Origin of the sequence: Sporosarcina sp. resist (genome assembly GCF_014302295.1) — a bacterium.
Taxonomy (GTDB): domain Bacteria; phylum Bacillota; class Bacilli; order Bacillales_A; family Planococcaceae; genus Sporosarcina; species Sporosarcina psychrophila.
Map to the genome: position 1 here is coordinate 3839583 of NZ_CP060287.1, position 23105 is coordinate 3862687.

Here is a 23105-nt window from a genome sequence, read left to right on the forward strand (position 1 = left end):
GGCATTTTATAGCTTTTCTACTAATTGTTTTATCAATCCTTCAACATCAATAGCAGAGAGGTGCAATCTAAGTATTTCACGGAAAGAGACTAGACTTTTTTGTAGCTTCTGCTCACCTAGGTTTGTAAGATGCGTATAGGTACCTCTACGGTCATCTGTACAATCATGCTTTTCTAACGCACCGCAGTTCTTCGCTTCCATCTTCCCCACTAATCTGGAAAGTGCACTCTGACTCAATCCAATCATCTCTTGCAATTGCTGTAATCTCAATTTCTTGTCAGGCGCCATGGAAAGATAATAAAGCACGTAGAATTCTTTTAGCGATAGACTGTACTCAGCCTGCAGAACGTTTTCCAATTCTTTCTTCACTTTATTTTGTATTGAGTCTATGGATAACCAGTAATTCATAAAATCATGATTAGTTGTCATATACTATTCCACCTATTCTAAGTCAAATAATTCTGTACTTCAAACTTAATTATAGAGTAACTAAGCGTTATACTCAATCCAAACAATGGCGACAACGACACCAGAAACAGCAGCCTGTGATAAAGTAAGTGCTTCAACAGACGAACAACTTCGCGCGATTCAGTCTGTAACAGATGCGACAGAAATGCTGACAAAGTTAAGTAAGGAATTGAGTCAGGTAGTTAATCAGATTAAGGTTAAGAATTGAAGCACCACTTTAGACAACGTTTCCATATTAATAGTTGATAAAACTTCAAGAGCGCCTAGGATCTATTAATGATCCTACGCGCTCTTTGTATTGATTTAAAAACGATAAATATAGAATGATTATTATCACTTATTGTTTAATTTATCTATCTCTAAACAAATGAGTAATTAGACCGAACATTACTTTGTGAGTCAATTCAACTAGACAGATAGAGAAAGCGAAGGTGCGCTATGTTCAAATCAATAAAAACAAAAATTATAGTAACAGTGATGGTTCTCTTCCTCATTGGCGTGACGGCAATGACCGCAATTTCCAGTTTGCAAGTACAATATAAAACAGAGAAAAACCTCATCGATCAGAGTGTTGTACTCGTCGACGAGATGGGTGCTTCGATTACGAACTTTTTAGAGCAATATAAAAAAGGCTTAATCCAAATGTCATATTCCAAAGCCTTAACGGATTATACTAATGTCGGCGATGACATTGAAAACAGCAATGCTACATTAGAGAAAGAATTTAAAGAGTTTCAAAATTTATACGATGAAGCTTCGCAAATCTACTTTGCACTTCCATCAAAACACATGACTCTTGTTCCACATGCTGAGCTTGGAAACGATTATGACCCAACCAGCTTTGAGTGGTATCAAGAAGCAGCAGCAAATCCTGATACCGTCTACTGGACGGAACCGCATATCGATCGTGCGACAGGCGAGTATGTCATCAGTGCCATGAAGGCCGTTCTGAAAAACGGAAAACTTATCGGTATTCTTGGACTTGATATTCAATTGGCTTCATTGGCCGAATCTATTTCCGGAAGTGATATTGGCTACAATGGCTATCCGGTTCTCTTTGATGCCACTGGAACTGCAATGGTGCACCCATCGTTAAGCGGTGAAAATTTGATGAACCTCCCTTACATTGAAGAAATGTTTATTGGAGGTCTAGATGAAGGGGCCATCCATTACACACACGAAGGCAGCGATAGAGTGAATGTATTCTCTTCTATTCCCGATTTTGATTGGAAAATCTCAGCGATTTATCTCAAAAAAGATATTAACGAAATCGCAATCAATCTCAGAAACTCGATGATGGTTGTAGCAATTGCGACACTGCTATTATTCTTCGTCGTCCTCTACTTCATGATCAGCCGTACAATCAAGCCCCTTGGAATTTTGAAATCTTTGATGGATTCCGTTTCAAAAGGTGACTTGACCGTCCGTTCTGACATTAAGACAAAAGACGAAATCGGCGAACTAGGTGCTAACTTCAATACTATGATTGAAAACATGAATGCTATTATTACTGTCGTTAACGGTTCCGCATCAAATGTCAAAGCAAGCTCCGATAGTTTGAGTGCAGTTGCAGAGGAGACAAATGCATCGGGCGAAGAAGTTGCAAACGCAGTAACTGAGATTGCACATGGCGCTTCAAAATCTGCTGAAGATGCTGAAATCGTTACGGAAAAAGCCTATCTTCTTGGTCAACAAATTAATGAAATCACAACGAAAGCCGGCGTCATGTCTGACATCGCAACCAAAGCTGGTGAAATGAATACAAGTGGTCAAGGTCAAATGCAAGAGCTGAAACTGTCTTTCAATGACTGGGAAACCAATTTACAGTCCATGTCCGAAGTGATTGGTACACTTGAAGGTAAAGTAAATGCGATCGGCGGAGTCATGGAAACAATCACCCAAATTTCAGCACAAACGAATCTTCTTGCATTAAACGCAAGCATCGAAGCTGCCCGTGCAGGTGAACATGGCAAAGGATTCGCAGTTGTGGCGGATGAAGTACGAAAACTGGCAGAACAATCGGCCCGCTCTACAGAAGAAGTAAAAGTGACAGTCCAGGAACTTCAAACAGAATCCAGACTCGTCTCGGAGCAAATGAACGAGACGCGTGAGAACTTCCATCGCCAAGGCACAGTCGTAAACGACACGGAAATCACTTTCGGAGAAATTTCAACATTGATGTCTGATATGCAAGACTCAATCGATGCAGTGTATGAAGAAATTCAGAAAGTCGCAATACACAAAGACGACGTTGCTAAAACAATCCAAACAATGGCAGCAACATCACAAGAAACAGCTGCAGCCTGTGAAGAAGCAAGTGCTTCAACAGACGAACAACTCCGCGCGATTCAGTCTGTAACTGACGCAGCAGAAACGCTGACGGAGTTGAGTGAGGAATTGAGTTTGGCGGTTAATCGGTTTAAGGTGTAAGTATTGGAAAACCACTTAGGATACTTTTCCCTAAGTGGTTTTCATTTTCACTAATTTCCCAGCGGACTTTTATTAATAACCTCAGAGTTTTACATCCCCGGGTGCATCAATGACATATCCTATTGTCGATTCTAATTGATTGAGCGGATCGAAATTACGTAATTCTTTAAAATCAAGACCCGTAATCACTTCAATTTTTGAAATGGGTACTTGATATGTTTTATATTCACCGTAAACAAATTCCAAATCCTCAATCAGATTTTTTTGAGTTTGCAAATAAGCAGTTGCAGATAGATTTCCATCCTTCTTCACAAGGACAGCTATTTTCCAAAACTCTGCTGGTATCTGAACTCCCCTGTAAATAATGTCATCCATCCGAAAAACGGGTCCAGTAAACACTGTCACTTTAAGATTTAAATTTTGGGCATTGTGCAAAATATAATTCTCCAGATCCAGCCAGCTTTTTTGATTCAGCTTACTCTCCTGAGGAGCACAATTTGTAAAATGGAACGTATCCTCATTTGCCTTTTTTGCTGAATCTCCCCAAACAGGATCTAGCCGGCGGACAAGATGCCCCCGATCAAGCGAATTATTTTTATATAATTCAGGGCCGCACTGGTATTCTATTTCGATGCGCGAATCTAGATACCATTTGTCTTTACGACCAATCTTCATCAATTGATTGCCGTCAATATTCACCACCGTATAAAAGGCTAAACGGCGTGACTTGCTCATGACAATTGAAAAATGCGTATAATGGAGCACATTGCTTCCGTCTTTTAAGTGGGCAATATCCTGTTCAAGATCGGACGGGAATATCGGATGCGAGACTTCATAATCAACACCAAGAAATTGAGTGTCATACCCTCTCGAAGATTCATACCATGAATCGCTTAACTTCTCGACTTCCGTCTCTTCAGGGGTATAATCGGGAACATCCCACCCCTTCACAATGTCATACAATAACAACTTTTGATCATTACTCAAGCTGCTGCCTTGCTCCGCGACAAACTGGACAATACTGCTTATGCGAATCCCTTCATTGGCAATAAATTCGGTTCGGTTCTTTGGATCTGGAACGCCTGCATGGTGGAGAGAAATTACGATCCATTCGTCATTATAGACTGGTGAACCGGATGATCCGGGCATGGTATCAGTTGAGTAGTGAATATAATCCTCAAATACATCCATAATCTGATTTTCTCTGATTGCTACAGCTTTGGGGGCACCCGAAGGATGTTGAATAATTGATACACATTCGCCAACCAACCCTTTTCCCGTTTGCGAGATGAGTGGCAAGAACCCAAAATCACTTACTTTTGTGCCATCAGCAGACACTTCCTCTATCGCCACTAATGTGAAATCAAGCTTCTGATTCGTTATAAAGAAACGCTCAGGTGTAAAACGGAAGCTTTTCATCGGCCTTTCATTTAAGTCAAGATCAACTTCATAGTTAAATTGTGCGACACTGAACTGAGCCATAATGTAATTCTCCAAAACATGATTATTTGTAAGCAATAAGGAAGGTGATACAAGAAATCCTGTAGCATGTCCGAGAACTCTGCCTAAACGATCACGGATCTCGATTCTACAAACAGGAGCGGCTGCTTGTTGTCCTGCTTCAAGATAAGAAACAGGAAATAAATCATCTCGCCCAATAATACGTTCTATAGCAAGTCCATCACGTGGATCAATAATCGCTTTACGAGTTGCGACTCGCTCAGGCGTATCTACTTCAAAAGGATTTTTAGTTTGCAGTTCACTAGCAATTCGTTCACGTTCACTAGAACGAGCGATGTAACGCTGTAATGCTTGTTGTTGGTGCAAATCTACAAGATCTACAAGATCTACATGAAGACTTTGAGACTTATCCAGTCGTTTAATAGACATGTTTACCCTCCCTAAATTAGTAAATCAAGCTATACAAATTGAAGTGAAGATTTACTTTGAAACTGATTCGACTCTCCCTGGTAAGGCGCCTACGCTAAATTTATACATGTACTCACAAGTCCAAACAAACACATTCTAATAGTTATGATTATTCTAACATTAAAGCCGTTTTTTTAAAAGTTACTTTATCAGTGGATTTTAAGAGATTTTTAAACCAATAATAATCCACTATATTACTTTAGCCAATCGGAACCTGTTTTCATTGCTTTTATCTGGTTCTTAAGAGTGATTAAGGGGGTTAATCGATTTAAGGTTTAAGAAATTCAAAAAAACGTATTGGACATTTTTTTGTCCAATACGTTTTTCATTTTGTTTTCCTATATGAGCTGCATCTTCATTTCATAATTTGTGTTCTTAACAAGAAAGAAGTAACTGCCCCCCCATCGGCAGACGTGTGGACAATTACTCTTTCTTCTCGGTCAAATGGCATTTTCTATCCAACTATTTACACAGTCGAACGATATGCAATATCGACCATTAGTACATCTCCTATTCTACCATTATAGGACTGAATGTTCAAACACTTCTTATATATATATATAAAGATAACCAAATAGAGCGCAATAACTCACTCCTACATGCATTTGTTGACCTATATACCTTCATACCTAGCCATTTACTTGTGATTAAACTTAACTCAATTATTTTTCAGTAGCATGCGTATTTAGGACTTGCTACAACTCAATAGTTAAGAAACATTCACTCATGATATGTAACATGTACTACTAACGGAAAAATCCCTCTTATTATCTCAGCCGCACTAGTGATTATGCGCTAAAGAGAATTCCTCTTTTATAAGGCTTCCGAATCGATTATTTAATCTATTCATTATTGATTAGACTGAATAATCAGTCCGTGATATAATGCACAAGAGGGTAACCTAAAATTATCCTTGGTTTTTAATGGATATTTAATACTCATTTACGGAAGCAAGTTTACTTAGTGTAAAGGTATTACATATAAAGCGGAGATTTTCTTTATGTCGCTCAAATGATATAACTGAAATTTTGGTAGCTATCAATAAACGCGGTAAATCTTCCCTTCACAAAGTATGAAGGCTAGTCCCCAGAAACTTTCCGTCATTTCTTGTAAAAATTAAGCATATACATACTGACTGTACATATACATAATAGTAGGGCTAATCATATAACTTTTTATCCCTACAGAAATTGCATCTAGATTTCAGTTCATTTACGGAAAATGCATAACCGATTGTTGAGCACTTCCAATTGAAAGGAGGTGAAAACCAATGACAACATACGAAATACTAAGTTTACTCATGACACTATCTGGTGGATGGATTGCTTTTATGTCGGTGTCGTTGTCAGTTATCTTTTTCTTATCAAGAAAGGAGTAATCGCCCCCCATCGGCAGACGTGTGGACAATTACTTCTTTCTTCTCGGCAAAATACTTTTTCTGCCCAACCCATTACACCATCGTACGATGCGCAACGTCGACCATGATTTTGTCTTACAGGTTACTAGTGTAGGACTGAGTGATTAAACGCCCAGTCCTTTTTTATTCTATGTCTCATTTTCTATATTATGATGAATTGCCATCGGAAGTGCAATACTTTTCGCTAGATTAATAGCCTAATCTAGATTTCTTCGTACTTAGTTATTAATCCTAGATTACGGTTACGCATATAGGACCTACTACGACTCACTAAGTACGTTCCATTTAATTATAGTATGTAGCAAGCACTACTAATAGAAACAAATAGTTTACTATCTTCACTGCAACTGTGACTAAATGCTGGTGTAATCTCTTTTAAACTAGATTTCTAATCATACGAGGAGGTATATAGTGGAGAATTTTGCACATGTAATCCCATATGAAGTGGTTTTCCAAGTGAATGAGGCCAATGAAGTTCCACCGGGTGTGGCATTAATTCAAGCACCCGCAATTTGGAAGGAAACAAAAGGAAAAGGAATCACGGTAGCGATCCTGGATACAGGATGCGATCGTACACACCCCGATTTACAAGAACAGATTATAGGTGGTCGGAACTTTACGGACGATGATGGAAGCAATTCCGAAATTTTCCTCGATTACAATGGTCATGGCACTCACGTCGCTGGAACGATTGCTGCACAACAGAACGATATAGGCGTAGTTGGAGTAGCTCCTGAAGCGAGTTTGCTGATCGTAAAGGTATTGAATAGAAAAGGCTCAGGGCAATATGGCTGGATTATCAACGGTATTAATTATGCTATTGAACAAAAAGTGGATATTATCTCTATGTCGCTAGGCGGACCAACTGATTTGCCTGAACTTCATGAAGCGATTCAAAAAGCCGTAACTAATAATATACTCGTAGTTTGTGCAGCTGGAAACGAAGGTGACGGTGATGATTCAACAGACGAATTCGCCTTCCCAGGCTATTATAACGAAGTCATTAGTGTAGGTGCCATAAATCTTGAGCGTCGCCCTTCTGATTTCACCAACTCTCACAATGAAATCGATTTAGTTGCTCCGGGTGAAAAGATCCTCTCTACTTATTTAAACGGGAAATTTGCAACATTAAGCGGAACATCGATGGCTGCCCCCCATGTTTCCGGAGCGCTTGCCCTCATCAAAGGGTTCGTCAACAACAGTTTCGGCCGAGAACTTTCAGAACCAGAGCTCTACGCCCAACTTATTAAAAGGACCGTTCCACTAGGGTTGTCACCAAAGCTTGAAGGTAACGGACTCGTTTATTTAACGGTCCTTGAACATTTGACAGGTATATTTGAGAAAGAAAGTAAAGCGTTGGTTTTGAGTGCACAGTGATTTAATTAATAAGTGGTGTACTAGCATTTTTTCAGGTTTCTTTTATCAGAACACGGTCTGGTATTTTCAGGCCGTGTTTTGTTATTCTGATTAGCGTAGAAGATGAAGTAGGCCTCGTGATTGTTCGTTGGCTTTGCCGCTATATCTTTCATTCAAAGAATAAACTACATCTTCACCTCAGCATAATCCGTTTGAGGATTTTATCATCACATCTTAGTTATCCCAATTACGTTTGAACTTGGAAACTCGCACTTGTGCCGTGCACAGCGTACTCATTTTTATACTTCCACAGAAATGAGTTGATCTCCTAGTGAAGTATAGGGTATGGCTGTTTTTCCAGAGAACTGAATTCATTCTTCAATGTATCCAGTTCACCATTCAACCTCTCAATTTCAATTACTGAAAGTGTATGTTCTACAGCGTACTCTGCTATCTTTTTCATTTCATGAAGCTTTACATTCATCTCATCCAAGATACAAACCCGTTCCTTGGTCCATTGAAGCTGTTGTTCAAGGTGTTTCTTCTGTTCTTGTTGGTCTTGATCCATGTTGTTTCCTCCTTAAAACCAATATCTATGCATGACACAATGACGAAAAGTTCATACTTGTGAATAAAATACTAAGAGACTTTGTCAATGCACAGCGTTTACGCGAAATTACTCCTCCATTTTTAGTGGACGACTTTTTGATAAAGACCATTATTTTTAATGTATGCATAGCAGGAGCCTGGCAATAAATACTGCGGTTCTCCCCCCATTGCAAATTCCTGTCGAATATATGTCGAACTTATTTCCATCGCTAATCCTTTATCTAACAATTGGAATCTACCATCATCATGATTACGTAGAATAGGTGATTTCGAAATCGTGCTCAGAATGTCAATCCCATTTCTAGCCATCACGATAAATTTATTTCGACTAATTAACTCTTCCGCCAATCGCCATTCTCCTTTGCCGATATCCACCAGCAAATCAGCACCCATGATGAAATAAAAATCTGCATCTGGGAACGTTTCTTTGAAATACTCCATTGTGTAATACGTATAGTGATCACCTGGTAATACTTCTAGTTCGTAATCATCCAAGATGAATTTAGGATTATTGTCAATTGCTAACTTTAGCATTTCCACTCGATGCTTGTTTTGCGTTTGCACTTGTTTATCTAACCGTTTGTTCGATGAAGGGAGAAATATAACATAGTCCAATTTTTTACGATGTGCGACTGTTGAGGCTGTCCACAAATGAACGTTGGTCACAGGGTCGAAAGATGAACCGTAAATACCTATTTTCATGCCTTTTTCAAACATTTTCTTGATGTCTTTCCCAGGATTTAGCTCTTGAAGATGTGCTTTTAGTTTTTCTGTCTTTTGCATCATAAGTCATTCCTCCAACGTGTAAGTTTTGTATTTCTTCATTAGCTATTTAGCTTCTGTACTTTTTCTTGTTCCTCACGAATATTTCTCATTTTATTATCCCAACATTTCTGACTTAAATCCACAGGATACTGTTCTGGATTCAAGGTACGCTTATATTCATCCCACAGGAGGTTTAAATTATTTTTAGCAAACGCTTGAATTTCCTGTATAGTTGGGGACACATACACAAGCTCTCCCTCTACAAAAATGTCCTGATGTAATTCGATTGCTTCAAAGTTCGTCACAAACTTCGAGATAAACGTATGAGTCGGGTGAAACATTTTTAATTTTTCTTCCGCTTGCGGATTCTCATCCATCATAGCAATATAATCACCTTCAGCACGATTATTCACCTTATTCACAATACGATATACTCTTTTCAATCCAGGTGTTGTTACTTTCTCTGGATTCCCAGATATTTTAATTGTGTCAACCATCTTCCCGTTATCATCCTCAATCGCCACCAATTTATAAACAGCCCCCAGAGCTGGTTGGTCAAATGCGGTAATCACTTTTGTTCCGACACCCCACGCATCAATTTTTGCTCCTTGTGCCTTCAAGTTCATTATGGTTTTTTCATCTAAGTCGTTTGAAGCAACGATTTTCGTTTTTCTAAATCCCGCTTTATCCAACATTTTTCGAGCTTCTTTTGATAAATAAGCAAAGTCGCCACTATCTAAACGAATCGCATTAAAATTAATGCTATCTCCCAGTTCCTTCGCTACTTGAATAGCGATCGGTACACCAGACCGCAACGTATCATAGGTATCCACTAAAAACGTACATTCTTTATGACGGCGAGCGTATTTATGAAATGCTTTGTATTCATCTTTATACGCTTGAACCATAGAATGTGCGTGCGTTCCAGCCACAGGGATGCCAAACATCTTACCGGCTCTCACATTACTCGTTGCGGAAAATCCTGCAATATACGCCGCCCTTGTTCCCCAAACTGCCGCATCAAACTCATGTGCACGTCTCGTTCCAAATTCCATTACCGTTTGTTCGCCTGCCACTTGTTTGATACGTGCTGCTTTCGTCGCAATGAGTGTTTGGTAATTGACAATATTCAAGAGAGCTGTCTCTATCAACTGAGCCTCTGCCAAACTTGCTTCGACTTGTAGAATCGGTTCATTCGCGAAAACCAATTCCCCCTCTTTCATTGCTCGAATCGTTCCATTAAAGCGCACCGTTTGCAAATAGGCCAGGAAATCTTCTTCATAACCTAATTCTTCACGTAAATAGGCAATGTCACTATCCGTAAAACGGTACTCTTGAATAAATTCAATGATGCGTTCCAAACCTGCAAAAATACCGTAACCCGTTTCAAAAGGCAACTTGCGGAAATAGAGTTCAAACACTGCTCGTTTGTTGTGCATATTATCTTCCCAATACGTTTCCGCCATGTTAATTTGGTACAAATCCGTGTGTAGTGCTAGCCCATCATCTTGATATTTTTTAGTCATTTACTTTTCCTCCTCTATAATAGTGCCGCTTCTTTTATTGTACAAACAGCTGTGTTTTGTTCGTTTTCACAACATGAATTCGGTTGAATTTACAATATGAATGCCATACTTCTTTTGAAGTTCTTTAAGTGCATGTTCTGTTGATTTTTCAAATCCAGGGATGGGACTCATGCAGTCATCCAACAAATAAATCTTTGATGGCAATTCATGCTTATCTCCGTAGTACTCGACGATCTGCCGAACGGATTCCAATACACAGTGAGATTTCGCTTCCCCGGCAATAACAATTTTATCGTAAGCGAGTAAGGAATGAAGAAACGCATAATTTGTTCCGTCAGTTTTGGCATACTCCGGTTTAATGATTCCGTACATTTCGCTTAATGGGTCTTGCCCTTTCACAATTTTTTGTATGTTGGACTGCCGTATCATGGAATGAAAGTGAACCATATTCGAAAACTGACCTTCTAAGGCTGCGCCATGTGTCCCTTGAATGCAATGATAAGGCCATATTACCAATTGTTTTTTCCCTAAACGCTCCAAGTGAATAATGTATGCCATGCTTTCTTGTTGTTGTTCTACAGCCATCCATTTTCCTTGTTCAACATCTTCTCTTGTGATGACTGTAAATGGAACAGGATGATCTCCCTCTGCATCTACCCACCAACTCGGATGGAATAGCTGATGCAATTCATGTGTATCTAACGACAAGGCAATCGTCGTCACCTTATCTAGGTTTTGATAAAGGAACTTAGTTACCCGTTCAACATCCTTATGGGAATTTGGGACACCTAGTTCTCCGTTTTCCATAAAGTCATTTTGAAAATCAATCCCCATGAACAACACCTTTTCAACATCTTCTTTTGAAGGTGTGATTTTCTCCGCATTCGCAAGGACCATTAATTCATTGAATCCCTTCGTATTTTTGCTTCCTACCCTTGAAACATCTACGATTTCCTCAAATTTAGTTTTCATCATTTTCAACACACTCCCTTAGGTTTAAATTAACAATTAAGGATTTGTTAATTGTTATACGGAAAAATAAAAATCACTATCGTTTCTTTGATTGACGATAGATTTGGGACACCTTACTGCCTGCAACAGAAGGCATCCATGTTTCATTGACTCTCAAATTTAGCGCCAAATCGAAGGGGTAATATCTACATCTACAAATCGGTATAATTTTGATGGTCGTTTCGTAGTGCTTGTCGGTTCTGCTGTTTTAGGAACTTGATTGTTGTCTAACGCTTCTACGATAAAAGGCAGTCTTGGTGCTTTCCTAAAGAACCCAGGCTTACTATTCACAACAGGATCATTAATAATCGCAAGCAACACCTGGCGCAAATCTTCCAACTTGAATTCTTCTGTTAAAAAGTTTTTAACTACCGTTGTTTGAAACACATCTTTTCGAACAGCTTCCAAAGCATCTTTAATCACTTGGTAATGGTCAAAAGCCAAATCTAACGCAAAGACTTCATCGATCGTGAATAATTGAACATCGTCTGCATCATCAGCAGCTTCCCTACTATTAATGTTTTCTTCAGGAACAATTGCGTAATGAGCATTAGATAATATCCATCCTCGTTTATCTCTACCTAATTTGTCATACACACCATAGTGTTCGATGTGAATACCGTCTACACCTGTTTCTTCTTTTAGTTCCCGCTTAGCCGCTTCGTAAGCTGTTTCTTCTGGATGGATAAACCCTCCTGGTAAAGCCCATTTTCCGCCTTCGATGTTAGGTTCACCTTCTGCATCGAACGCTGCCCGCTTAATCAACATCAAAGCTAATGAGTGATGAGAGGTCGATTCACTTCCAACAGTCGATTCCTCATTTGGGATTAACGTAAATATCGCAATATCACTTGTATAGCCATCCGGCGTTCTGTACTGACTTGAATCATAATTTTGTAGTGCTTCTTCTTCTGTTTTAAATTTAGACATCCAATTTCATCTCCTTTATTTTTTATTAAATTAACAATTACCAAATCGTTAATTGAATTATATATCAGATAAATAATAAAAGCAAGAAAAACATTTGTATGTATTAGTTTGGTTTTAAGGTTAATCAATATCGAATAAGAAGTTATGTACGAAACAACTTAATAATTACAAAAATTTGACATCACTAATTTCATGATGTCAAATTTAGTTTAAATTCGTCAAGATTAACACAAAACTAGGCTGGATATATGAAACCCGTGAATTGTCCGTTCCCGCTAATGTAAAATCCATCTTCCCCGTTAGCTCCGCGTTCAATGACATCTTGAACCGAATTTACAATCAGATTATCCTTAGAGTGTGTGGTGTACAGGCACTCATTACCACTCCTAAAAAACAAAAAAGCCTAAGAGATAACTGTTAAACAGTTTCTCCCAGGCTTTTATCCTTCCGTGACACAGCAAAGCCGTGAATTTACTCTCGGACCAGACTAACATTGATCGTTGCGGAACCCTAGAAAACATTCGAATTATGCTATTTTCTTATCATAGTCAACATCTTTGCATTCCGTAGATAAATTGTTTTTTTATGATGTAGGACTCTTAGCATTGTAATTCTGCATTTTCCTGATGCACCCAATCTAAGAAAGAAAAACTTTTTAAAAAGGAAATATCATAATCACTTGTCCTGTTTTAACTTTCTCTCCATCACTTGTGCTATTTGTTGAGAATTTAAATCCTTTTCTTCATAGAGTTTATTAAAGATGTTATGATAATCCTCTTCATTACGATTTTGACTTAGTTTATTAGCAGCTTGAATTTCTTTTACTTTAATTTTAAATCCAACAATCCCTTTTAATTGTGTTTCTAAAATTTCAGGAGAAAGATTTTCCCATAAAACTGGATTCTCACGGTGTTTTTCGTATTTTTGGAGCAACATTGTCAGGTCCTGTTTTAGCTCTTCTTCGTCCAAAATGCTGGCTATACCATATACATGGACAGCTTGATAGTTCCATGTCGGGACATTTTCCTTTTCATACCAAGAAGAAGAGATATAAGCGTGTGGTCCTTGGAACATAACCAATACATCTTCACAGGTTCCGAATGTTCTCCATTGAGGGTTTCCATAAGCCATATGCCCTGTTATATAGTAAGAATCTTCTTCTTTAATTAACTGCAACGGCAAATGAGTGGCAATTGGTTTCCCTTGTTCTGTTGTGACAATCGTGCCAAAGGAGTTTTTTTGAACAAAACTCCAAATTTCATCAACATCTTTGACTTTAAAATATTTTGGAATATACATAGTGATCCACCTTTCCAAAAAGTTATATGAGTGTTTTAGTCATTATAAAGTCGACTTGTTCTTCATCACCCATATAAAAAGAGTGGGCTCCCGTCTGAAAAAACCCCTTTTTCTTATAAAAAGCAATTGCATTTTCGTTCTTTTCCCATACACCTAGCCAGATTTTATTTTTTTTACGTTCCATCGCAATTTCCATCGCTTTATTTAGGAGGCAATTCCCAAGCCCATGTTTTTGAAACTTGTTTCGAATATAAATCCTTTCAATTTCTAGTGATTCGTCGCCTATTTCTTCAGACTGAGCATCATCCGTGTTGACCTTCAAATATCCAAAGACTTCATCATTAAAATAAACAAAAAAGAATTGCGATGAAGAATTGGATAATTCTTTTTCTAATTGTTTTAAGTTAAACGCCTTTTCCAAATAGGCATCCATGCTTTCGGGTGAATTTTGATGCTTAAATGTCTCATTAAACGTTTCATGACTAATTTCTTGAAGTTCGCGGGAATCTTCGAAGGTACACTTTTTTATATTTATAGTCATTTGAATATTTCGCTCCTTTATGTAATCAATAAATTCTCTTGTTTCCCTTTTTTACAAATCCCCAGTCTTTATCTACATTTTCTCTTATTCTTTGGAGAAGATTGAAAGTGGTTTCTGCTTCTTCCTCGGAAAACCCCTCTAATGCCATGATATTGGAATAATCATTTTCTTTTTTTATGAAAGGATAAACATTTTCCCCCTTTTCTGTTGGAAAAAGTTTTTTAATTTTTTTGTTATGTGCATCTCCCTTTTTTTCAATAAAGCCATTAATTTCAAGTTTTTGTATTGCACGAGCTGCCGTTGTTCGATCTACTTTTATCATTTCAGCTAACTTTTCTTGAATGATTCCTCGGTTTTCACATATTCGAATAAGGTACAAATACTGCCCTTTTGTAAGGTCATATTCTTTAAATTCTATATTACTTATAGAATCTAATGCCCTCGCTATCATTCCAATCTCACGTAGAATTTCCTTCATAATAACTCCTTTGAATATATTTTTGTTGCAAATGCAACATCATTAATATACATTCAGTCTAACTTGAATTTACTGCATTTGCAACAAAAAAGAAAAGGGTTCACCGTTAAAAAATTGTCTAGGGAAACAGCCAACAAGTTAAAATCGATTTAATTGGATACTAACCAGCGGATATCCTGTACTTGGCTATCCGATGGTTTTGTTATCTCTATTTTAATGGCTTCGCCAAGTATAATTATGATGTATCTGTGTACGAAACTTCAATGAATAATTCACAAAATTGTATAATAATAAAAATGAAATTGATATACTAGTAAACGTCTTCTCACCTTTTTATTACTACGCAATTATACGTATCGTCTGAGTAGTTCGACGTCCAGATCCCGAACGCTAAGCAATTGTCGTTTTCCCGAATTGTTGAATTAAACAATTTCCCCATAAAGATGTCCCCTTTCCCCCACTTTTCTTCTATATAAAGAATAAAGGGGATATTCTTTATGACAACTTACCTTTCTGAATACGCACACTTCACAAACAAACACGATTTAGACCCAGCAACAAGGCAACACGTACTCATGAACTGGAACGACATGAATCAAACCGAGCGGGCTGTTCTTGATATGATCCGTCGCTACTCCGTTAAATACGGTGCTGCACATTTGAAACACGAAACAATCGAAAAGGCTATCAAGAAATCCAACGCAACTGTACGACGCGCCATCCGTAAATTAGAAAAGCTCGAAATCATCGAACGCATTCACTATATCCGCCCTGTTATGAGCGGTCTAGGCGCTAACATTTACGTCATTAAACCTACTAATGACCAGTCGAAATTGAACACCCCAGAGAATGACGAAAAGCCTTCTAGCAGTAAGTTTGAACCCGCTAATCTACAAACCGAAGCTTTTCTTTCTAAAGCGATAAAACCTAAAGACCTTAAAAGAACGTCTCCTACGGAAATTGTGCCTACTACACTTTTCGGCAAGATGAAATCTCTTCTTTCTTCAACAATCGGAGAAAGTAAATTAGCGCGTAATTTTTACGGCGTCTACCGGAAACAGTCCCTACAAATGCTAAAGTTCAGCATTCACGAAGACAAAGGAGAACTGTTCGAGCAATTAGCCATGCATGCCCTTCGTATTTCGGTTCAAACAACCAAACAGAAAAAAGTCCGGAATCTGCCCGGCTATTATTCAGGCGTCTTGCGCGAACTCATCGGCAAGGCCTTATTCAGCGAGGCTTTCATGGATTATGACGTGCCAGTTGAGGGATTTTACTACCGTTGAAATTATTGTGGGGGTGCCTATGCAACAGAAAACAACCAAAAATTCATACAAAGCTGCACTGTCAGGCGGTGCAACATGCTCCATCGACGGCGGCAAAATCATCCCTAGAGGAAGTGCAAATTGCACCCTCTAGAGAAGGCAAAATGTACCTAGCAATAACCTAAAAGAATAAGAGTATTAAAAAAGAACTTGTCGAGAACAATCTCAACGTTGTGTCTGTCATTGATTATTTGAATACCTTAGCTTGCAAGCAATTTAAAGCTTCGTCGAAGGCGACTGCACGATTGCTGAAAGGATATTTCAGTGAATGGTAAACAGTAGCGCATTGCAAAAAAGTCATTGACACCAAGGCTAAGAATTAGCTGGATGATCCACATTGGCAGAAGTATTTTCGCCCTTCCACGTTATTCAATGCGACGAATTTTGAAAACTATTAGGAAGAATCCAGGGTCAGTGACTTGTCAGAAAGCAGTCCGCCAAACCCACTCGAATTAGACTTTAGCAAAGGGGAGGCGTATCGGATGACGTGTTATGAGCAGATTGAAAAAAGTGTGTAGTGAACCGTACCTATTCATGATACAATGACGAACGATTCACACAAGTAAATAAAATTACAATAACTCGGACATTCACCTAAATGTCTAATCCTTATTTTATTATTATGCAATTGTATTGTATCTTCATAATAGGTACTACGATTTTTTATATGTCTAGAAAAGTATTTCATTCACCTAGCCTCCGAACCGCCCGCCCAAATAGTCCGCCCTCCAGTATGTCCTGTTTGGCTATGCGCCCCTTCATCCACAAGTTGCATCCTTCCAGGCTCTTCATGATGGTGCCAATCAAATCCTTCTGGTGTTACTGATAACTGTAAACTTGCGATATCAACAGAATCGAATCCAAGTTCATCCGCAAGTCCAGGATTATTTTGAATCGCTTCATACAATTGCATATTCGCAATGCCGATATGTACGGTATCTGACATTAAATAAGTCTCCGCTGGGAGTGTAGCGTCAAATTCCGAATCAAAAACAGGGAAGACACCCATTTGCATCCCACCATTTTTCTGTATAAACGAATTCTCTTCAAACGGAACATTCGTACCTGAATGGGGTGACCCTTCCAAATAACTATTACGTGTTTCAAGTTCTTCCGCTTGTACAACATCCGTATCGACGAGCAAGTCAATAACCCCTACACCAAAAACTGCAACGGTCGCAACTTTTCCAATGTTTTTTAGCCCTTCAGTAATTTGATCCCCATCTTTATTTATCACACCTTGAAAAGTTTGTCCTACACTTTTCAAGGTGTAAACGAGACCCCCACCGATTCCTTTCGCCGTATTGACTGACGAAGTTTTCACATCTCCCCATCCTTCTCCCATACGAACAGGATCTTTCCTAACTGAACCGTAAATTCCGTTCGTTGCCCCGTCCGCAAAATGAGCTGTGTTTGTGATAACGGTTCTAGACGAATGAACAACAGTATCTCCTACTTCCTTCATATACGCCCCAGTCTTCGGGAATTTTGTCCCCACGATTGAACTAGCAACATTTACCCCGCCTTTTACAATACCACCGCCAATTAGATTTACCCCTTGTCCTACTTTCCGGAAAAACTTCATCGTAATTAACCCCCTGTTAAATTCATGCTAATTTCACTTCAGATTAACAATTCACTTTCAGCCAATCAATGACTCGATCTTGATTGAGTTTTCCCTTTCCATTTTTCGTTCGACTGATTCGATAAAACTGAATTCTATTTGCAGCCCTTTTGAAATAAATCCTACCTATATTATCATGACCAAATGGATATTCAAGTATCTTAGTCGCTTTTCGGGTCGCTACTTCATTAGGGCGTATTTTAGATGCATGTAAATCGAAGTAATAATTCAAATTAACAATTGATGCTTCTACCCTTAATCGATCTGAAGGCACAAGTGTATAAAAGTCTTTGAAAAACTCAGGTTGAAACACACTCTCACGATATAACGTCTCGAACCTTGGCTCATATTCTTGTTCTAAAATTTCAAGAGTTTCTATGGATATTTCACTAGGTTCACCATTATTTCCCCTCTCGATAGCTAGATTGTTTTGTTCATTTAACAAATCATTTTCCATTCGCTTTATCTTTTCATCAGATTCTACGATGCTCTGCAAATAATCATCATCCACCTGACGAATCATTTCTTTTATACTTTCATATTCCATTAATGCGATATTATACTCTTCTTCATGGCTAGCAGATTTAGCTTGCAAGATAATCATTTCCTGCTTCAACTCGTAGGATAATATCTTCCCCTTATCAATTTCTTGTACTTGTGCATGATTAAACTTTTGCAATCCCATTATTTCCTGTTCATTTTTATCAAGTTCAGATTGAACTATCTGCAACAGTCCACTCAATTCAGAAACAAGCCTAACCTTCTCCATCAACCGGCTTTCTAATTCTTTAAATTTCATCTCATGGACTTTATTCTCCCGATTGAGCCTATCTATTTCTTCCTTCTTGCCTTCAATTTTTTCATAAAATGAAGTATCGAAATTCGGAATGTCAGCTGGCGTTTCAAAAGTTTCTTGGCTTCTTTTTAATTCTTCCAGCTCTGCAGTCAACAGTTCTTGTTTAACTACATTGTCCTTCATGATAACTTGAAGATGATCATACTCAGACTTCAACCAATTTCTTTCACTTAATGCTTGATCTTTTTCCCCCGTGAGTGTAGTCAACTTCATACGCGATTCGTCAATCGCTTGTTGTACATTAATATATTGTTGTTGGCTTTTGATTAATTCTTCAGTTCATAATTCTAGTTTATTATATAATTTCATAAGTCGATCCGTTTGCCCTTTATTAGTTTTCTCTATTTCTTTTCGTAAATATTCGACTTCATCCTGCATATTCTTTATATTTGAAAGCAACTTTTCACGGTCTACCATGTATTCATTCAGTTGCTTCTTTTGTTCTTTCAGAAAAATCGTTGCCTTCGTAATGGTGTGATTAGTTGCGTTAACCAACTGAGAAAACCAATCTTGACCCTTCCCAAAAATCTTGTTGATAACAGGCAGGATTTCTTTTTTAAATTTATTCACAGATGGAAACACCTTCCTTTACGAACCATTTCGACTACGTCATTACTAGTTATATTACACTACTACAAGTATCATATTCCCATAGTTTCAGATCAGCAATTTCATTAATTTGAAAATCCCATCAAAAAACACGATTCATTAACTGAACCGTGTTTTTTGGTTACATAATTTACAAATTAACTTAAGGCCCCGGATTACAAGTTAATCTCGAATTACATTACACGCTGTTTTCCCCCACTTACATCTTATTTTCTATTTCAAAAACTCCAGGATACTTTGGGAGCTTTGGTTTGCTTGTGCTAACATTGCTTGCGCCGATTGAAGGATGACTTGATTATTCGTTAATTTCGTTATTTCTTTTGGCATATCCAAGTCTCTTATCCGAGATTCTGAAGCTGTTAAGTTAACCTTGTAGTTTGTTACATTGTTATTTATGTGTTCAAGTGCATTTTGATATGCTCCGTATTTTGTTCTTTCAGTGGAAACAAGTTGAATTGCTTTGTCGATTCTTGCAAGGGCTTGATTTGCTTCAGTATTTGAAAGAACGTTTAATTGATCAATCCCCAAGTTAATGGCTCTCGCATCGGACAATTGCACCCTAAATTGTTTATTTGTATTTGCACCGACTTGCAATAACAAATCAAATGGACCGTCCCCAGATGATTTAGTCGGGTCCTGTATTGTTGGCGGTACTGATTGGCCGTAGAAGGTGTTTATGGTAAATGATCCTCCACTATTAATCTCTCTCTGATCCCACCAAAGACTATATCCACTGTCCCCGACAGCTCCAGTATTGGAATTGAAATCCCAATCATCTACCAAAGAATAGTTTCCAATCGCCAATTGGGACGGATTTTCTATAATTCCTTCTCCCTTAATAATTCCTCCTGCTTGAAAATCTGCATTTGATAATGTACCAGTGTCTTGATTGTACACGGTAAACCCAATTGGAATATCATCTCCTGAATAGACTGTTTGCTTAGTCACCTTGGAACCGTCTACGATGAAAGGCGCGCTATCATCATTGCCTAGCATAGTATCCAAATGGAATTGAAAACCAATTGAATTTTTGTCTGACCCAGTATTCGTTATTGTATATTTAATTTCATATTTATCTTTTACGATACTTACAGATTGAATTACCTCAACATTTTTATCTGGAATTGTATATATGGTTTTATGAACCCCGTCGGTTACAACAGTAGCTGAGCTAGTATTAGTCCTAAGCTGAAAACTTTCACCACCGATTCGAACTGATGGCATTGAGGTTCCACCGCTCCCATAAACAACCGTCTTATTATTATCTGCATCAGTAGTAGGATAGCCCTCATTCGTGCCAAAGGTAAACGAACCGTTCGAATCGACGGCCGTAGTTTTCAATACATTGGCATAATTGAATGAAAAGTTCTCCTCTCCCACTATGGTTGTTGTCGGATACGGATTCGTACCATTCAACAGTTTTATCGTATTGAATTCGGTATTACTCGCAATTTGATCGATTCCCTTTACCGTTTCATTAATTTCCTGCTGAATCAATTTTCTATCCTCGGCTGTTAACGTATCATTGGCGGCTTGGATAGCCAATTCACGCAAGCGAATTAAATTTGGGTTCGCAATTTCACCTAGCGCCGCTTCCGCTGTCTGTAAGAGAGAAATACCGTCCTGGATATTTTTTCCGCCTGTTCTAACCCACGAATTTGTCCCCTCATCTTTTCAGATATTGCTAATCCTGAAGTGTCATCGGCTGCCTGATTTATACGCATTCCGGAGGATAAGTTTTGTAATGATTTGGTGATTCCTTTGTTGTTATTCTGAATTTCATTGTATGTATTGAGAGCGGAGATATTATGATTAATCCTCATTTATGAATTCCTCATTTTTCAGTCTTTTCCTCAATCATAGTTCATTTAACCTATTTATTCAATAGTCAATGTGACCTATACCCGTATAAGGATAACCTTTTAATAACAAACTTATTTTAATCAATGGCTATCCTCCACACCAGGCTGCTCAAATGCCTTGACTCAGTAAAGAAATACACTCATCGGACAAAACTTCATGAAGAAGTAAATCAGATACCTTAAATGGAATTCGTCAAATTTCGCCTCAATTTCCTTCTCAATCTTGTATGTATTGTCTGATTTAATGGAAATCTGTCAAAAATGAAACTGCCGCTGCAAAAATCCCTTGCCTTCCTTTCCCTTCACTCTTGTCAATAAGTTGCTTCCACCATTCATGAAAAGAAACCTACCCTAGTTCGAAAAAGGCAAGTAACTTAATTTCAAAACCTATTTAATAAAGGATCTGACGGATAAATGCATACTGTTATGTACCATTTTTATCCAAGCTACTTTCTTACAAATCTTGTCCAATGTCATTGATAGATTGCAATATCTTAATGTGGTCAAAAAGAGAATGATGATGCCCCCCAAGCAAATCCAGTAGATTCTTTTTGCTGTTTTGCAACCGTTGATGGGTTTTATCCTCATGATTACGATAATCGCCTATTTATTCGGTTTGCATGTGATTTCCCAGTAAACTTGTATCCAAACTAAATATCTTCATTGAATTAAATTCCTATCATTTAGAAATGATGATATGTTTTAGCAAACGACTTCTCGTAAAGCCGCCACAACATCCCCTAGATTCTCATCCGTCATCCCCGGAAAAATCGGCAGCGTCATTGCTTGTTCATACCATTTTTCAGCTTTTGGACAAAGCCCTTTTTCATAGCCTAGCTCTTGATAATACGGATGCCAATAAACCGGGATATAGTGAACATGAACACCAATATTAAGCGCGCGCATTTCATCAAAAATTCCCCTGCGCGTTTTTGTAAGTACCTTGTTATCCAACTGAATCATATACAAATGCCATCCAGATTCTGTTTCTTCTAGTTGCTTTGGCATAACAATTCCCGGAATACTCACCAATTTTTCATTATAGAATGCCGCAATTTCACGACGTCTTTCAATAAATCCATCAATCTTGCGCATCTGTGACGATCCCAACGCTGCCTGTATATCATTCATTCGATAGTTAGATCCTAACTCTGTCATCTCGTAATACCAGTCACCCTGTTCCACCGCATAAGGTGTCTTACTAATACCATGACTACGGAACAATGTTAGTTTTTCATAAAACACTTCCGAATTAGTAGTAATAATTCCTCCTTCACCTGTCGTAATCGGTTTTACTGGATGAAAGCTGAACATCGTCATATGTGCTTGCTTACCAACTTTACGCCCTTTGTAATTTGCACCTAAAGAATGAGCACCATCTACAATTACGATTAAATTCTGTATTTCAGCAAGCTCCATAATTGCATCTACATCTGTTGGTTGCCCCGTAAAATCCACTGGTATAATAGCCTTTGTTTTAACTGTAATTTTCTTTTCCACTTCTTTTGGGTCAAGATTATACGTACATTCATCAATATCCGCAAAAACCGGTGTTCCACCACAATACAAAACCGCATTAGACGTTGCTTCAAACGTAATTGGCGTTGTGATCACTTCATCCCCAGTACCAATTCCCGCTGCATAGCAAGCGCCATGCAACGCCGTGGTCCCATTTAAAAACGCGACAGCATACTTTGCACCAACATACTCCGATACCGCCCGTTCGAACTCTACCACTTTCGGTCCCTGCGTTAAAAAAGGCGACCGTAATGTTTCCACGACCGCCGCAATATCATCCTCGTCAATTGATTAGTTTTCCAAGTATTAACTCCAAGTATTTCGGTGCAAGTCCATGTCCTAGGCGGATGACTTTACTATTATCTATCGTGAATACTTCTCCGGCTTTCATGTCTTTCACCACATAAATCGATTGTCTAAACTTCAGTGACTCTGTTTCCACAACTAGACCGCCTATTCCGTCCTGTTCAATTGAAAATGCCGAATCCACACCTAATGACACATTTGCAACGGCCACTTTTTAATGAATGTAAAGGACATTTAAAAAATTCC

Annotated in this window: 21 protein-coding genes and 1 pseudogene; 5 read left to right on the forward strand and 17 right to left on the reverse strand. The window is 38.3% G+C overall.

Translation table 11 applies throughout. The features are described from left to right. Positions 1 to 6: 6 nt before the first annotated feature. Positions 7 to 429 carry a MarR family winged helix-turn-helix transcriptional regulator gene (locus H7992_RS18725; RefSeq protein ID WP_187045550.1) on the reverse strand — a complete coding sequence of 141 codons (423 nt, stop codon included), beginning with the start codon at positions 427 to 429 and terminating at the stop codon, positions 7 to 9. An 85-nt stretch (positions 430 to 514) separates the two neighbouring features. Between H7992_RS18725 and H7992_RS18730 the strand changes: the two genes are divergently transcribed. Beyond that, a complete protein-coding gene (locus H7992_RS18730; protein WP_156476081.1) occupies positions 515 to 676 on the forward strand; it encodes a hypothetical protein in 162 nt (53 codons plus the stop codon). A 230-nt stretch (positions 677 to 906) separates the two neighbouring features. Next, positions 907 to 2898 (forward strand): methyl-accepting chemotaxis protein, encoded by a 1992-nt coding sequence (locus H7992_RS18735; protein ID WP_187045551.1) that lies wholly within the window; start codon positions 907 to 909, stop codon positions 2896 to 2898. Positions 2899 to 2979: 81 nt separating this feature from the next. On the opposite strand, the gene H7992_RS18740 is transcribed toward H7992_RS18735, so the two are convergent. Next, positions 2980 to 4788: a DNA/RNA non-specific endonuclease gene (locus H7992_RS18740; protein WP_187045552.1), complete on the reverse strand. Its 1809-nt coding sequence runs from the start codon at positions 4786 to 4788 to the stop codon at positions 2980 to 2982. A gap of 1867 nt (positions 4789 to 6655) precedes the next feature. On the opposite strand from H7992_RS18740, the gene H7992_RS18745 reads away from it, so the two are divergent. Next, on the forward strand, positions 6656 to 7621 hold the full coding sequence (locus tag H7992_RS18745) for a S8 family peptidase (protein ID WP_187045553.1): 966 nt from the start codon (positions 6656 to 6658) through the stop codon (positions 7619 to 7621). Between the two features lie 307 nt (positions 7622 to 7928). On the opposite strand, the gene H7992_RS18750 is transcribed toward H7992_RS18745, so the two are convergent. From H7992_RS18750 to H7992_RS18785, 8 genes are all read right to left on the reverse strand, one after another. After that, on the reverse strand, positions 7929 to 8168 hold the full coding sequence (locus tag H7992_RS18750) for a hypothetical protein (RefSeq protein WP_187045554.1): 240 nt from the start codon (positions 8166 to 8168) through the stop codon (positions 7929 to 7931). Between the two features lie 122 nt (positions 8169 to 8290). Next, on the reverse strand, positions 8291 to 8926 hold the full coding sequence (gene nadD / locus H7992_RS18755) for a nicotinate (nicotinamide) nucleotide adenylyltransferase (RefSeq protein WP_255428708.1): 636 nt from the start codon (positions 8924 to 8926) through the stop codon (positions 8291 to 8293). 107 nt (positions 8927 to 9033) lie between these two features. Beyond that, a complete protein-coding gene (locus tag H7992_RS18760; RefSeq protein ID WP_187045555.1) occupies positions 9034 to 10500 on the reverse strand; it encodes a nicotinate phosphoribosyltransferase in 1467 nt (488 codons plus the stop codon). A 66-nt stretch (positions 10501 to 10566) separates the two neighbouring features. Continuing rightward, complete coding sequence (locus H7992_RS18765) at positions 10567 to 11475, reverse strand: cysteine hydrolase family protein (RefSeq protein WP_255428481.1); 909 nt, start codon at positions 11473 to 11475, stop codon at positions 10567 to 10569. A 156-nt stretch (positions 11476 to 11631) separates the two neighbouring features. Beyond that, positions 11632 to 12441, reverse strand: coding sequence for an NUDIX domain-containing protein (locus H7992_RS18770; protein ID WP_187045556.1), 810 nt, complete (start codon positions 12439 to 12441; stop codon positions 11632 to 11634). Positions 12442 to 13116: 675 nt separating this feature from the next. Continuing rightward, on the reverse strand, positions 13117 to 13740 hold the full coding sequence (locus tag H7992_RS18775) for an FMN-binding negative transcriptional regulator (protein ID WP_187045557.1): 624 nt from the start codon (positions 13738 to 13740) through the stop codon (positions 13117 to 13119). 22 nt (positions 13741 to 13762) lie between these two features. Continuing rightward, on the reverse strand, positions 13763 to 14281 hold the full coding sequence (locus tag H7992_RS18780) for a spermidine/spermine N(1)-acetyltransferase (protein ID WP_187045558.1): 519 nt from the start codon (positions 14279 to 14281) through the stop codon (positions 13763 to 13765). Between the two features lie 25 nt (positions 14282 to 14306). Then, a complete protein-coding gene (locus H7992_RS18785) occupies positions 14307 to 14759 on the reverse strand; it encodes a MarR family winged helix-turn-helix transcriptional regulator (RefSeq protein ID WP_187045559.1) in 453 nt (150 codons plus the stop codon). A gap of 497 nt (positions 14760 to 15256) precedes the next feature. On the opposite strand from H7992_RS18785, the gene H7992_RS18790 reads away from it, so the two are divergent. Together H7992_RS18790 and H7992_RS25135 are read left to right on the forward strand one after the other, a co-directional pair. Then, on the forward strand, positions 15257 to 16045 hold the full coding sequence (locus H7992_RS18790) for a helix-turn-helix domain-containing protein (protein WP_187045560.1): 789 nt from the start codon (positions 15257 to 15259) through the stop codon (positions 16043 to 16045). 362 nt (positions 16046 to 16407) lie between these two features. Next, positions 16408 to 16482 carry a conserved phage C-terminal domain-containing protein gene (locus H7992_RS25135; protein WP_187047960.1) on the forward strand — a complete coding sequence of 25 codons (75 nt, stop codon included), beginning with the start codon at positions 16408 to 16410 and terminating at the stop codon, positions 16480 to 16482. A 290-nt stretch (positions 16483 to 16772) separates the two neighbouring features. Here H7992_RS25135 and H7992_RS18800 read toward each other — a convergent pair whose 3' ends face one another. The 7 genes and pseudogenes from H7992_RS18800 to H7992_RS18830 all read right to left on the reverse strand — a co-directional run bounded on the left by H7992_RS18800 (position 16773) and on the right by H7992_RS18830 (position 23055). Beyond that, on the reverse strand, positions 16773 to 17669 hold the full coding sequence (locus tag H7992_RS18800) for an HNH endonuclease (RefSeq protein WP_187045561.1): 897 nt from the start codon (positions 17667 to 17669) through the stop codon (positions 16773 to 16775). Positions 17670 to 17712: 43 nt separating this feature from the next. Beyond that, positions 17713 to 18777 carry a hypothetical protein gene (locus H7992_RS18805; RefSeq protein ID WP_187045562.1) on the reverse strand — a complete coding sequence of 355 codons (1065 nt, stop codon included), beginning with the start codon at positions 18775 to 18777 and terminating at the stop codon, positions 17713 to 17715. 66 nt (positions 18778 to 18843) lie between these two features. Continuing rightward, positions 18844 to 19134, reverse strand: a complete 291-nt coding sequence (locus H7992_RS18810; protein WP_187045563.1) for a hypothetical protein — start codon at positions 19132 to 19134, stop codon at positions 18844 to 18846. A gap of 252 nt (positions 19135 to 19386) precedes the next feature. Then, positions 19387 to 20397, reverse strand: a complete 1011-nt coding sequence (locus tag H7992_RS18815) for a flagellin (protein ID WP_187047961.1) — start codon at positions 20395 to 20397, stop codon at positions 19387 to 19389. Positions 20398 to 20634: 237 nt separating this feature from the next. Beyond that, positions 20635 to 20996 (reverse strand): annotated as a pseudogene (locus tag H7992_RS24855) (hypothetical protein); the annotation flags it as partial. A 741-nt stretch (positions 20997 to 21737) separates the two neighbouring features. Beyond that, on the reverse strand, positions 21738 to 22841 hold the full coding sequence (gene pseC / locus H7992_RS18825; protein ID WP_187047962.1) for a UDP-4-amino-4,6-dideoxy-N-acetyl-beta-L-altrosamine transaminase: 1104 nt from the start codon (positions 22839 to 22841) through the stop codon (positions 21738 to 21740). Beyond that, on the reverse strand, positions 22837 to 23055 hold the full coding sequence (locus H7992_RS18830) for an SAF domain-containing protein (RefSeq protein WP_187045564.1): 219 nt from the start codon (positions 23053 to 23055) through the stop codon (positions 22837 to 22839). The genes pseC and H7992_RS18830 overlap by 5 nt, the downstream gene beginning before the upstream one ends. Positions 23056 to 23105 lie beyond the last annotated feature (50 nt).

Excerpts from the sequence above, each read along its gene's own strand:
- H7992_RS18790 (WP_187045560.1), top strand. The coding sequence starts at position 15,257 with ATGACAACTTACCTTTCTGAATACGCACACTTCACAAACAAACACGAT.
- H7992_RS18815 (WP_187047961.1), bottom strand. The coding sequence starts at position 20,397 with ATGCCATCAGTTCGAATCGGTGGTGAAAGTTTTCAGCTTAGGACTAAT.
- H7992_RS18780 (WP_187045558.1), bottom strand. The coding sequence starts at position 14,281 with ATGACTATAAATATAAAAAAGTGTACCTTCGAAGATTCCCGCGAACTT.
- H7992_RS18765 (WP_255428481.1), bottom strand. The coding sequence starts at position 11,475 with ATGATGAAAACTAAATTTGAGGAAATCGTAGATGTTTCAAGGGTAGGA.
- H7992_RS18800 (WP_187045561.1), bottom strand. The coding sequence starts at position 17,669 with ATGAAGTTTTTCCGGAAAGTAGGACAAGGGGTAAATCTAATTGGCGGT.
- H7992_RS18725 (WP_187045550.1), bottom strand. The coding sequence starts at position 429 with ATGACAACTAATCATGATTTTATGAATTACTGGTTATCCATAGACTCA.
- H7992_RS18770 (WP_187045556.1), bottom strand. The coding sequence starts at position 12,441 with ATGTCTAAATTTAAAACAGAAGAAGAAGCACTACAAAATTATGATTCA.
- H7992_RS18775 (WP_187045557.1), bottom strand. The coding sequence starts at position 13,740 with ATGTATATTCCAAAATATTTTAAAGTCAAAGATGTTGATGAAATTTGG.
- nadD (WP_255428708.1), bottom strand. The coding sequence starts at position 8,926 with ATGTTTGAAAAAGGCATGAAAATAGGTATTTACGGTTCATCTTTCGAC.
- H7992_RS18735 (WP_187045551.1), top strand. The coding sequence starts at position 907 with ATGTTCAAATCAATAAAAACAAAAATTATAGTAACAGTGATGGTTCTC.
- H7992_RS18750 (WP_187045554.1), bottom strand. The coding sequence starts at position 8,168 with ATGGATCAAGACCAACAAGAACAGAAGAAACACCTTGAACAACAGCTT.
- H7992_RS18740 (WP_187045552.1), bottom strand. The coding sequence starts at position 4,788 with ATGTCTATTAAACGACTGGATAAGTCTCAAAGTCTTCATGTAGATCTT.
- H7992_RS18805 (WP_187045562.1), bottom strand. The coding sequence starts at position 18,777 with ATGAAGTTGACTACACTCACGGGGGAAAAAGATCAAGCATTAAGTGAA.
- H7992_RS18730 (WP_156476081.1), top strand. The coding sequence starts at position 515 with ATGGCGACAACGACACCAGAAACAGCAGCCTGTGATAAAGTAAGTGCT.
- H7992_RS18785 (WP_187045559.1), bottom strand. The coding sequence starts at position 14,759 with ATGAAGGAAATTCTACGTGAGATTGGAATGATAGCGAGGGCATTAGAT.
- H7992_RS18760 (WP_187045555.1), bottom strand. The coding sequence starts at position 10,500 with ATGACTAAAAAATATCAAGATGATGGGCTAGCACTACACACGGATTTG.